This window comes from Corynebacterium sp. H130 (assembly GCF_037572395.1).
Classification (GTDB): Bacteria; Actinomycetota; Actinomycetes; order Mycobacteriales; family Mycobacteriaceae; genus Corynebacterium.
Window position 1 is genome coordinate 136,965 of record NZ_JBBHLA010000002.1, and the last position, 11,915, is coordinate 148,879.

Annotated in this window: 12 protein-coding genes; 5 read left to right on the top strand and 7 right to left on the bottom strand. The window is 60.5% G+C overall.

Annotated elements, in window-relative coordinates; translation table 11 throughout:
- Positions 1-111: 111 nt before the first annotated feature.
- Positions 112-537, top strand: a complete 426-nt coding sequence (locus WG939_RS04205; protein WP_339982963.1) for a hypothetical protein — start codon at positions 112-114, stop codon at positions 535-537.
- Here the strand turns inward: WG939_RS04205 and WG939_RS04210 are convergent.
- Positions 534-1,910: an NAD(P)H-quinone dehydrogenase gene (locus WG939_RS04210; protein WP_339982966.1), complete on the bottom strand. Its 1,377-nt coding sequence runs from the start codon at positions 1,908-1,910 to the stop codon at positions 534-536. The genes WG939_RS04205 and WG939_RS04210 overlap by 4 nt on opposite strands.
- Before the next feature lie 58 nt (positions 1,911-1,968).
- A complete protein-coding gene (locus WG939_RS04215) occupies positions 1,969-3,144 on the bottom strand; it encodes an amidohydrolase (protein ID WP_339982968.1) in 1,176 nt (391 codons plus the stop codon).
- 52 nt (positions 3,145-3,196) lie between these two features.
- Between WG939_RS04215 and WG939_RS04220 the strand changes: the two genes are divergently transcribed.
- Positions 3,197-4,759, top strand: coding sequence for a phospho-sugar mutase (locus WG939_RS04220; RefSeq protein ID WP_339982970.1), 1,563 nt, complete (start codon positions 3,197-3,199; stop codon positions 4,757-4,759).
- A gap of 3 nt (positions 4,760-4,762) precedes the next feature.
- Here the strand turns inward: WG939_RS04220 and upp are convergent, their stop codons facing one another.
- Positions 4,763-5,398 (bottom strand): uracil phosphoribosyltransferase, encoded by a 636-nt coding sequence (gene upp, locus WG939_RS04225; RefSeq protein WP_339982973.1) that lies wholly within the window; start codon positions 5,396-5,398, stop codon positions 4,763-4,765.
- Positions 5,399-5,456: 58 nt separating this feature from the next.
- Here upp and WG939_RS04230 point away from each other — a divergent pair, with 58 nt between their 5' ends.
- Genes WG939_RS04230 through WG939_RS04240 form a run of 3 tightly spaced genes read left to right on the top strand, consistent with a single transcriptional unit; the run spans position 5,457 to position 7,825 of the window.
- The gene (locus WG939_RS04230) at positions 5,457-5,726 is read left to right on the top strand and encodes a hypothetical protein (protein WP_339982975.1); all 270 of its coding nucleotides are present in this window, start codon (positions 5,457-5,459) and stop codon (positions 5,724-5,726) included.
- Complete coding sequence (locus WG939_RS04235; RefSeq protein WP_339982978.1) at positions 5,723-6,577, top strand: C40 family peptidase; 855 nt, start codon at positions 5,723-5,725, stop codon at positions 6,575-6,577. The genes WG939_RS04230 and WG939_RS04235 overlap by 4 nt, the downstream gene beginning before the upstream one ends.
- A 21-nt stretch (positions 6,578-6,598) precedes the next feature.
- On the top strand, positions 6,599-7,825 hold the full coding sequence (locus WG939_RS04240) for a hypothetical protein (RefSeq protein WP_339982980.1): 1,227 nt from the start codon (positions 6,599-6,601) through the stop codon (positions 7,823-7,825).
- On the opposite strand, the gene WG939_RS04245 is transcribed toward WG939_RS04240, so the two are convergent.
- The 4 genes from WG939_RS04245 to trpS all read right to left on the bottom strand — a co-directional run bounded on the left by WG939_RS04245 (position 7,822) and on the right by trpS (position 11,894).
- Positions 7,822-8,643 (bottom strand): hypothetical protein, encoded by an 822-nt coding sequence (locus tag WG939_RS04245; protein WP_339982983.1) that lies wholly within the window; start codon positions 8,641-8,643, stop codon positions 7,822-7,824. The genes WG939_RS04240 and WG939_RS04245 overlap by 4 nt on opposite strands.
- A 9-nt stretch (positions 8,644-8,652) precedes the next feature.
- On the bottom strand, positions 8,653-9,588 hold the full coding sequence (locus WG939_RS04250) for an RDD family protein (protein ID WP_339982986.1): 936 nt from the start codon (positions 9,586-9,588) through the stop codon (positions 8,653-8,655).
- 15 nt (positions 9,589-9,603) lie between these two features.
- A complete protein-coding gene (locus WG939_RS04255) occupies positions 9,604-10,680 on the bottom strand; it encodes a YhjD/YihY/BrkB family envelope integrity protein (RefSeq protein ID WP_339982988.1) in 1,077 nt (358 codons plus the stop codon).
- A 188-nt stretch (positions 10,681-10,868) separates the two neighbouring features.
- Positions 10,869-11,894: a tryptophan--tRNA ligase gene (gene trpS, locus WG939_RS04260; RefSeq protein ID WP_339982990.1), complete on the bottom strand. Its 1,026-nt coding sequence runs from the start codon at positions 11,892-11,894 to the stop codon at positions 10,869-10,871.
- Positions 11,895-11,915 lie beyond the last annotated feature (21 nt).

Here is an 11,915-nt window from a genome sequence, read left to right on the forward strand (position 1 = left end):
GCATCAACCTCTCAGATAGGAGTGATAGGAGTCACTTTCAATTTATTGTAACGTACGTCACGCGACTGTTGATTGTCCACTTCGCAAGCTTCACAAGCTAGGGTAGTACGGGTGATGACACGACGCTGGGCCCTCCTCGCCGCCACCACGCTCACGCTGGCGGGATGCACCTCTACCCCGCCTCACGACGCCCTAGCCCGGCTCAAGCCGGAACCCGGGCCAACCCTTTCACTTCCGGCACGGGAACTATTGGTCCCCGACGCCCAAACCTTCCTCATCGCATGCCCCGGCGTTCCCGGAGACACCGTGGCAGAGGCAGCCGGTGGCTCGGTAAAAGTCCCAGGCGACGGTTACGACCCAATCCTCAACGCTTTCATCGCCATCACCTCCGACGGCGGCGTGGTGACCCAACGCTACGCTCGCGAAGAAGTCGACCTATGCAGCTCAGGACTGGAAAACCCCCTGGAAGCGCAAGACGCGTCCACTCCCCTGACTTTCGTCAAGGAAGGGACGCGCTGGAGACTGGAGGCTGACTAGTCCAAATCGTCGTGGGTAACCAGCTGGCGGGCGGCCTCGGTGATGGAGCCGGACAGCGATGGGTATACCGCGAAGGTGCCTGCCAGGTCAGCAACGGTCAGGCGGTTGTTCACTGCGACGGCGATCGGCAGGATCAGCTCGGATGCGGTCGGAGCGACCACGACGCCACCGATGATCTGGCCGGAGGCCTGGCGGCAGAACAGCTTGACAAAGCCGTGGCGGATGTCGCGCATCTTGGCGCGAGCATTCGTTGCCAGTGGCAGCATGATGGTGCGAGCGTTGACCTTGCCTTCTTCCACTTCCTGCTGGGTGATGCCAACGGCAGCGATCTCTGGGCGGGTGAACACTGCGGTTGCCACGGTCTTCAGGCGGATTGGGGATACGCCTTCGCCGAGCGCGTGGTACATCGCAATGCGGCCCTGCATAGCAGCCACGGAAGCGAGTGGGAACAGGTCGGTGCAGTCGCCTGCAGCGTAAATGCCAGGAACCGAGGTACGGGACACGCGGTCAACCTTGATGTGGCCGGAGTTGGTGATCTCCACGCCAATGTTGTTCAGGCCCAGGTCCTGGGTGTTTGGTACGGAACCGACGGTCATGAGCACGTGGGAGCCCTGGATATTGCGGCCGTCAGAGGTGCGTACGACAACTCCGTCGCCTTCGTAGTCCACGGAATCAACGCGGGCATGCTTTTCCAGGTGAACGCCCTTTTCCGCCAGGACGGTCTCGAGGACGTCGGCAGCGTCGGCGTCGTCGTGAGGCAGGATGCGGTCACGGGAAGCAACCATGGTGACCTTCACGCCGAGCTGAGCGTATGCGGAAACGAACTCAGCGCCGGTCACACCGGAGCCGACCACGATGAGGTGTTCTGGCAATTCCTTCAGGTCGTAGACCTGGCGCCAGTTGAGGATGCGGTTTCCGTCTGGTTCTGCGCCCTTGAGCACGCGTGGCGACGCGCCGGTGGCGATCAGTACGAGGTCAGATTCGAGAATCTCGGAGGTGCCGTCTGCCTTGGTTACCTCGATCTGGTGGATGACCTGGCGGGTGTCGGTGTCAACGAAGCGACCGCGGCCGTTGATGATCTGAACGCCTGCGCGCTTCATCTGAGCGAGAATGTCGGCGGACTGTGCCTGGGCGAGGTCCTTGACGCGCTGGTTGATCTCATCGATGTGCATGAGTTCGCGGGCGCCGTCGATCTCAGTGAAGATGCCGGTTGCTGCGATGAAGGACTTGGATGGCACGCAGTCGACGATGACTGCGGAACCGCCAAGGCCCTGATCTTCCACCAGGGTGACGGTGGCACCGTACTTTGCTCCGGCAAGCGCGGCTTCGTAGCCAGCAGGGCCGCCACCGATGATGACGATTCGTTTGCTCACTTAAAAATCCTCCACACGTTCACAGATAAGTTGCACCGGCTAGCTTAGCCCACTTTGATCAAACCGAACTCTCCAGTGCAAAATTCTGGGCCAACGCCCCGAAAAGCCTCACTCCCACAGCGATGCAGCGCGGGTCCACCACGAGATCAGACCTGTGCAGATCGAACTTCTCACCCGTGCCATTCCAGCAGCCCAACCGGGCCATGGATCCTGGAACATGCTCCAGGTACCAGGAGAAATCCTCACCGCCGGACGACTGTGGCGCTTCCACCACGCTCATCGGATCCACGCTTTGCGCAGCGGCGACCAGCATCGAGGTGGCAACGTCATCGTTGACCACCGGTGGCACACCCCGCGTGTAACGAATATCGAAGGTGCAGCCGGTGGGCGCCAGGATTTGGGCAATGAGCTCGCGAATCAGCGGCTCGATTGTGCGCCAGACCCCGATATCGGCGGTCCTAATGGTTCCGGACACCGTGCCCGTTTCCGGAATAGCGTTGGCAGCGTAGCCCGCATTAATCGAACCAAACACCATCACGGTGCCGGTCCGCGGATCCACCCTCCTGGAAAGCAGACCTGGCAACTGGGTAACCAGCAGGGACAGCGCATACACCACATCCGAGGTCATGTGAGGCCGCGAGGAATGTCCGCCAGGACCGGATACCCGCACTTCCACGATGTCCCCTGCCGAGGTAATCGCCCCGGCGCGGGCACCAATCAGGCCGACTCGCAGCTTAGGTTCGGCGTGGAGGGCGAAGATCTGATCGACGCCTTCCAGCCCGCCCCAGGCGATCACTTCCTGGGCGCCACCGTCCATTACTTCTTCTGCGGGTTGGAAGATCACGCGGACGGCGGTGCGCAAGGGATAAGAGCCCAGGGCGACAGCCGTCGCTAAGGCGACGGTGGTGTGAACGTCGTGGCCGCACGCGTGCATGACCCCGGGGTGCGTGGACGCGTAGGAGACCCCGGAGTGTTCTTCGATGGGCAGGGCGTCGATGTCGCCGCGGAAGGCGATGCGTGGGGCGTCCTGCGGCCCCAGATCGACCATGAGGCCGGTGCCGGGAAAGAATTTCGGTTCGAGGCCGTGTTCCCGCAGCACCGTGGCAATGAATTCGGTGGTGCGGTACTCCATGTGAGACAGCTCGGGGTTGCGGTGCAGATGCTCGCGCCACGAGTGCATGAGATCGCTGTTCTCGGCCAGCCAAGTATCGATGTGCGCGCGGATGGTGGTCATATTCTGCGTCCTCCTGCCTACGAAGTCTAGCTAATGCGACTAAGTTGGGGTTATGTCCCAGCCTCGTGAGCTTTCCTTTGGCACCGCCGGTATGCGCGCCCCGATTGGCCCGGCGCCGGATCAGATGAACATCATGCAGATCACGCGTATCACCGCAGGTCTTGCCGCGTGGCTGTCCCAAACAATTGGCGCCGAACGAGCCGCTCATCCGCACACTCCGCACCTCGGGTTGTTCAGTCAGGAAGGCCCGTTGCGAGTGGTGGTGGGCTATGACGCTCGCTACGGCTCCCCTAATTTCGCGGCCGCTGCTGCCGAGGTGTTCGCGGGCGCTGGCTTCGAGGTCACTCTCCTGCCCGCCCCCGCCCCGACCCAGTTGGTGCCGTGGCTCATCCGTACCCGCGGCCTGGACGCTGGCGTGCAGATCACCGCTTCGCACAACCCGGCCGCGTACAACGGCTACAAGGTCTACCTTTCCGACGGCCGCCAGATCCACGCCCCGGTCGAGCGCGCCATCGAAGCTGCGATCAGGCTTGTCGACGACCCATTGGAAGTCCCCCGCGTTGTCGTGCGCCCTACTACAGACCAGATTCGCCGATACGTGGACGATGTGGTTGATCTGATCGCTCCGCCGCAGGCAGATCTGCTGCGGGTGACCAATGAGCGTTCTGCCTTGAAGATTGCCTATACCGCCATGCATGGTGTCGGCGGCCGCGCGCTCACGCAGTCTCTCCAGGCTGCGGGCTTCGCCCAGATCTTCCCGGTCGCGGCGCAGCATTACCCGGATCCACTCTTCCCGACCGTCAGCTTCCCTAATCCTGAGGAGCCGGGCGCCACGGACCTGTTGCTTGAAACTGCCCGTGAGCACGACGCCGATGTGATGATCGCGCTGGATCCTGACGCGGATCGCTGCGCCATTGGCTACCGTCGCGCCGACGGCACCCACGTGATGCTGCGTGGCGACGACCTCGGCCCACTCCTGGCGGTTCGCCTCGCCCCGCGTATCGACGCAGTCGAGCACCCCGTCGTGGCTGCTTCCGAGGTGAGCTCTAGGCTGCTCTCCCACATCGCAGCAGACCGGGGCTGGGAGTACCAGGAGACCTGCACCGGATTTAAGCACTTGGTGCGCGCTGCGGACGACACCCAGGGCACTTTGGCTTTTGCCTACGAGGAAGCGATTGGTACCGCCCCGGCTCCGGAGTTGGTGGGCGACAAGGATGGCATTGCCACCGCCCTCTTTGCTTGCGCCTGGGCTGCCGAACTCAAGGCCCAGGGACTCACCTTCGCTGACGAGCTCAACAAGCTGTACAAGCGCTACGGCCGCTTCCGGGGTGCCCAGATCGCCGTGCGATCCTCCGATCCACACGGCCTTGTCGAGGCACTACGTAGCCACACCCCGGATTCCCTGGCAGGCATCCCGGTGGAGGCCACGAAGCTGCATTGTTCAGAAGGCATCCTGTTCACCGGCGCGGGCGTGCGCGCCCTAGCTCGAGTGTCAGGAACGGAGAATAAGGCGAAGTTTTACCTTGAGGTGCATCGCCCTTGGGAGGCCGAGGACAGCGAGGAACTACTCGCTCGCTTGTCGACGGCCGTCGAAGAGCTTGTGGCCAAGCTCTAACTGCTACAGGTTGATGTTTCGGGGACCGTAGAGGCGGTCTCCGGCGTCGCCGAGGCCCGGAACGATGTAGGCGTCGTCGTTGAGCTCCGGGTCAATGGTGGCGGTGACCAGGCGAACCGGCAGGCCGGAATTAGCGAGGGCATCGACGCCTACCTGCGCGGAAACCATGCACACGGCCGTGATGTCAGTAGCGCCGCGCTCAGCGAGGAGTCGGATGGCGTGCAGCAGCGAGCCACCGGTGGCGAGCATTGGGTCGACAACGAAGACGGTGCGTCCGCTGAGGTCTTCAGGCAGTGCCTCCAGGTATGGCACTGGTTCATGGGTTTCTTCGTTGCGGGCAAGTCCGATGAAGCCGACTTGAGCGTCAGGGATCATCGACAGCGCCGGATCCACCATGCCGAGCCCGGCGCGAATGACGGGCACGATGATTGGTGGGTCCTGGAGGCGAGTGCCCTTCGCGACGGCGACTGGCGTCGCGCAGTCGAAGTGCTCGACTGCCAGGTCACGGGATGCTTCGTAGATGAGCATGGCGCCGAGATCGGCGAGGGCGGCGCGGAATGTTGCGTTGTCTGAACGCGCGTCGCGCATGATGGTCAGACGGGCTGCGGCCAGCGGGTGATCGACAATATGGGTGTCCATACCAAAAAGTTTAGGTCAGAATGGATCCTTTTCGGGGGTTCGATCCGTCTAAGTAAGTGTGAGCACTTTATTTTTTGACACAGTATCTGCCCGCCAACTTGTCCAGGACGTCCACAACCTAGCCACATCTATCTCGCCCATCGCTGTTGAAACGACTGACTCCAGCGATTTCGCTGCAGCCCTCATTGCCGCGGTTCAACGCACCAATTCCCAATCCCAACACCTGGCAACCTATCTCGAAAGAGTTGCTGCCAACTCCGAGCGCATCGTTGCCCACGCCGAGCACCAGGACCAATACCTCGGCCGTGCCTTGGAGGACATCGCATGATTGATCTCGCATCCCCGCTCAGGGCCATCGATGAACTCATTCCCGCGCCCATTGACCTTGCCCCCGGCAACTTGCCGAATCACTCCCCTGTCCACGAGCTGGCCACGACCGTGGGCGCCAACCCCACCACCGTGATGGCCTTGTACGAGGTCGTGCAGCTCGGTTGGGGCAAGATTCGGGAGATTCTCGTCGTGGCCACACCGCTAATACGCGCTGCCGGTAATGACCTCATTGCTATCGGCGCAGACTTCCTCACCAAGGCGATCAAGGTCCTACCTGGCCTGTTCGTTCCTGTGCCCGGCGCGAGCGCGAAAGCAATGGCCGAGCTTGCCCTGTTGTCAGCGGCCGCCTTGTCCAAGGCACACGAACGCATCCTGCAATTGGGGCGCGAGCTGGTGCCGTCGATAATGCAGCTGAACAAGGTTGGGACGGAGTCGCACCCGGAGCTTCCCGCCCCAATTGACGAGCCTGTGCGCCAGGTGGCTCGCGAAGTTCCTGTTGCTAGCGGTCAGGGCGACGCTGCCGTCCAGGCCGCACTCACTCAGCTGGGCACGCCGTACGTCTGGGGTGGCACCACCCCTGGGGTCGGCTTCGATTGCTCGGGCTTCACCCAGTGGGCGTGGCGACAGGCCGGCGTGGAGCTGCCACGCCTCGCGCAGGAGCAGACCGTCGGGCGCCCTGTGAGCCGTCACGAGCTGCAAGCCGGCGATCTTGCGGTGTGGGACGGCCATGTCGCGATGTACGACGGCAATGGCTATCTCATCGAGGCCGGAGACCCGGTTTCTCGCAACCCGCTGCGCGAAACCAACATGGGTATGGCTTTTAAGGGTTATTTCAGGCCAACTGGCTAATTCCGGCTACTATTACAACTTATGGCAGAAAACCAAGGCATCGTCCCCGTCAAGATTTCCCTCACCGAGGGCGACTTCTACACGCTGTGGGCTCCAAGCTGGAAAGAGCACGGCGCTGAATGGCAAGCATTCCTCGGCGCCGGCGATCACGTCTTCTTCTTCAACTCGCCAGCTGAGCTGCTCGCTTTCCTGCGCAAGGGCAGCAAGCACGACCTGTCCCACCACCCAAAGTGGCAGGCCTTCGAAGGCTCCGGAGTCTTGCGGGTACGCCCTGGTAACCGCGACTACGCCGACATCGTCGGCGCCCCAGATTTCCTCGCTGGTCGCCCATCCCACGAGAACGTCACCGCCACCGCACGTGCCTTCGCTGTTGCACGCGGGCTTGGCGACGTCCTAGGCATCACCTCTGTTCAAGAGTTCTTCGGTAGCTACTCCATCCTCGGCAACGTCGAACGTGGCTCCGATCACTTTGCGCAGGAAGCTGGCCTTGGTGAGTGGTCAGCCATCGGCAACACCATCCTGAAGCGTTGGGATGGCGTCGTCGATGCCCTCGATGAAGTTGTCTACACGCCTGAGGTTGACGAGGATGCCGTAAAGGCTGCTGAGACCGAGATCGCCGAGGCTGAAAAGGCCGAAGAGGAAGCACGCGCCAAGGCTGAGCAGGAAGCCAAGGACGCCGAAGACGCACAGGATCCTTACGATGCTTCCATGTGGGGCACCTCCGGCATCGATCCAATCAAGATCGCCATCGACGGCCGTGTGGTTTACACGCTGCGCACCTACCTGGACAAGTCCCCTGTCTTCCTGGGTCGCTTCGGTGAGATCCACACCTTCTCCAACCCGAAGGCCATGCTCCGCTGGCTCGTTGAGCATGGCGAGCACGACCTAGCTAAGGTTTCCACCTGGCAGGAAGTCATGGACGAGGTTAACGGTGGCACCGCCGAGGTTACCGTCCACCCAGTGAACGTCTACTCCTTCAACGGTCTGTCCGCGGACATCGCCAAGGGCCCACGCGAAGTGGACACCGAGCAGATGCGCCAGGCTTACGAGCTCATCGCCGATGCCGCTGACTGGGCTGGCGATGACTCCCTGAACTCCCTCCTCCTGGCCAACCCAGGCTTGCAGGACTACATCTCCTACATGCTGGGCGCACGCTCCAGCTACATCCCATCCGCCCCGTACACCGACGAGGCGAAGGGCTGGACCGAGCTGGAAGAGTCGCTGACCAAGCGCTTCAGCAAGTTCTAATCAGCAAGAAGTTCCTGATCAGCGAACTTCTGGAAGACCGGCGCGATCTGCTCCTGCATGATCGCCCGGCGTAGCTCGATAGGCGCGAATGCGGCTTCGATGGCGTTGACAGTGAAATCAAACAGTTCCTCGAGGCCGTAATCGAAGCCGTCGACAAGCAGCCCGAATTCCTCGTTCACCGATGCCTGGCGAGGATTAAAGGTGCAGGTGAAACCCAGCTGCTGCAGCAACGGCAGCGGGTGGTCGCCGATGTCATCAAGGTCGTCGGCGCTGAGAGACATCTCTAACGCGACCTCGCGATCCCTTACATATGCGGACAACGGGCCGGCAGCGATACCCTCCACATCCACGCTGAAATCCTCGTAGAGATCCAGCGCGCCAGTGATGCGATCAGCACCGAAAGTCACTGCGTCGCGCACATCAGAGGCTGCGAAAGGCAGGAAATTCTGCTTCAAAGCCACCGCAGTTTCAGTGGTCGGACGGGCCTCGCCCTCGAATGCGAAACCAACCACTGCCCCGCGATGCTGCGCTGCTAACTCGATTGCTTCCGGAACATCCTTCGGCGAGGTAGCGGACAGCACCACCCTGGCGGTGAGCGGGGCCGAATCCAGCAGGTGCAACACCTGGTGCAATTCGTCTTCCGAAGTGGTGGCGAGGCGAAGTTCAGCGTAGACAACGGCGTCGTCGGCGAGTCGGCGCAGCTCAGCAGCCGCATTTTCGACGGTTACCGGATGCCACAGCACCACTTTTGGCAGCTGCGCGAGTGTCTCCGGGGACAGAACCTTAAATTCTGGGCTGACATCAATGTCTTCATGCATGCCCCCAGATTACTGGTTCCTCTTCACGACCTCTGCGCCAGCCAATCTGTCATGCGACCCCATTCGGCCGTTGGCATCCGTAATCGTGCTGTAACAAGCAATCGCCCCGATGAAGGATATTACCTGGCCAATCACTGGAACCAAGGTGGCCAAGCGCCACCAATTACGCTTTGCCGATTGTTCCCAGCTGAGCTTGTTACCGGTGTGTACGTCTCGCACGGTGTATCCGAACATCAGCTTCGCCGGGGTGCCACCGAGGAGTACTTCCAATGCTAGGAAGTATCCCAGGACGATGACTGCACTGACTGCGGAGGTACCTAGGAATCCCAGGTTACTGTTTTCGGTGATGATGCCCGTGAGCCCCAAGGCGATGAAGCCATCGAGCAAGGTCATTCCCAGGCGGGTACCTGAAGTGGCACGGAACGGGTAGGGCGACTGGTATGCACTGATCGGCACTGCAGGAGCAGGAACCGGAGCAGGAACTGGAGCTGGTTGTTGCTGGAACGGCTGCGCAAATGGCTGTGGCGCAAACTGCTGCTGCGGATAATGCTGTTGCTGCATCGGAGGCGTCTGGGTGCCAAAAGGGTTTCCTGGCGCGCTCGTCGGCCTTGGTGGCTGCGAGGCTGGGCCCGGTGTGGAGAAAGGATTCGGGCGCTGCCCTGCTGCAGACTGCTGTGGCGGAATGATGAGTGGCCAGGAACCGAAATTGGCAAGATACTCCAACTCGTAGTCGCTACGTTCGCGAAGAGACTTCAGGGAGTTGTCGTACAACAATCGGTTTTCTTGGTGAGCCAAAACGCCGAAGGCGATGCGAATTCGCTTAATCAGCGCGGAGGATTCCGCATGCCCCATTTGCAGGAGCCTGACCTCTTGGGCAGACAGCTGAATGCCTAGTTCCTGGCAGCTGTCGTTGGGATCCAGGCGAAACTCATCGTAAAGACTCACACTTGTTTACCTTATCTACCTGCGAAACATCTTGGAAGCAACGGTAGCACCAACCACTCCGAATGCGGCGCCAATTCCTGCCCATGCAGCTCCCGGAGCTCCCTGCTTCACTTCATTACGGACGCGGATGACTGCTGGCTCTGGAACTTCCACGGCGGTTTGAGCCAAGGATTCCTCAGTGGTCGCAGCCCATGCGGAGCAGTACAGGAGGATGCGCCAAACGAAGTACAGCAGCACCATGATGCCGATAATCGGGCCGAAGGTCGCACCCGCCGGGTTGGACAGGCCATTGGAGAAGAACATGTTGGCCAGCTGCTTGAAGATCTCAAAAGCCACTGCACCGATCATCGCCGCGTGCACAGCGGAGCGCATTGGGACGCTTGTGCGTGGCATGAATTTGATCAGCCATAGGAAAACGAGGAAGTTCGCCAGTAAGCCCACAATCAGTGCGACGGCGAAGGAGAGGTAGGAGATCCCCGGGATGTGGGAGAGCCCCAGCTTTTCAATGACTCGGCCGGTGAGTCCAGAAGCTCCCACTGCGGTGACGCCGAAAGCGATGACAAAAGCTACAAGGAGACCGATCAGGCCGATCAGATCCTTGAGCTTGGCAGCAAGGAATCCTTCCTGGGTAGGATCAACCTTCCACATTTTGGACACGCCATAACGAAGGTTGTTCATCCAGCCAAGGCCCGACCACAACGCAGTCAACGTACCAATGCTCGCAATGGCCCCGCGCTGCTCGATAGCAGTCTCCAAGATCTGGTTGAGCGTGGTGCCCATTTCGCCTGATGCCATTTCGCTAATGCGGCCCTGCACCTGCTCGAGCAATTCAGCATTGTTTGCCAACGCAAAACCGAGGCCGGCAAAGACAAGCATCAAGATGGGGAACATCGACAGCACAGAGAAATAGGTAATGCCGGCGGCATATTGGTTTCCGCCCACGGAACCAAAGCGCTCGTTCATCCGCATAATGTGGTCGAACCAGCTCCATTTGAGGCGCAGCCGATCAACAAAACCAGGTTCGTCCTGTTTGGCACGCTCAATGCCATATTCGTCGGTGCGCTGCTCGCTTGCCTTGGTTACTGCCACCATGTGTCGGGCTCCTTGTAATGCATGTTTCGTTAAACGTTCGTCCCCACCACAGTAGGCAGGATCGGGCGACGTGTCAGCAAAAGTGCATCAATTGTTATCGCTTCTGCTGCCTGTTGTTACCCGTCAAGTAGGGAAAGAAAACGCAAAAACGGCCCCTCATTCATGAGGAGCCGTCCAGTCACTGTGTTCTAGGACTTAGGTGCCAAGAATCCAATGTTCTTATAGACGTCGGCAAGCGTGCGAGCCGCAACTTCGCGTGCCTTGTCCGCGCCCGAGGCCAGCACTCGCTCCAGCTCACCCTTGTCGGACATGTACATATCGAAACGCTCGCGCAGTGGCGTGGTGAAGGCCTCCAGAGCCTCGGCGGTGTCGGTCTTCAGTGCGCCGTAGCCTTGGCCTTCGTAGCCCTTGACCAGGTCATCAATGGACGTGCCCGTCAACGCGGACTGGATCACCAGCAGGTTGGATACGCCCGGCTTGTTTTCCTTGTCGTAGCGGATTTCGCCATCGTTGTCGGTGACTGCGGACTTGATGCGCTTGGCGGAAACCTTTGGGTCATCAAGCAGGTTGATGAGGCCCTTAGGGTTCTCGCCAGACTTGCTCATTTTCGACGTCGGTTCCTGCAAATCGTAGATCTTTGCAGACCCCTCAGGGATCATTCCCTCAGGGACCACGAAAGTCTTCTTGAAGCGCGAGTTGAAACGCTCTGCCAAGGTGCGCGTGAGCTCGAGGTGCTGGCGCTGATCCTCACCCACCGGAACAACGTGAGGTCGGTAGAGCAAGATGTCGGCTGCCATCAGCATCGGGTAGGTGAACAGGCCCGCCGAAGTACGGTCAGCACCACGCTTGGCCGACTTGTCCTTGAACTGCGTCATGCGAGAGGCCTCGCCGAACCCAGTCAGGCAGGTCAGCACCCAGCCCAGCTCGGCATGCTCGTGAACATGCGACTGAACGAACAGCGCTGACTTTTCCGGGTCAATACCAAGCGCAAGGAGCTGCGCGGCACCGGCTACAGTGCGGGCGCGCAGCTCCTTTGGATCCTGATCCACGGTGATGGCATGCAGGTCCGGAATGAAGTAGAACGCCTCGTACTTGTCTTGCAGCTCAATCCACTGCTTCAACGCACCCAGGTAGTTACCAAGGTGATAAGAATCAGCGGTGGGCTGAATTCCAGAAAGTACTCGTTGCTTCTTTTCCGGCATGCTCGTGTTCATGGATCACTAGTCTAATGCGAA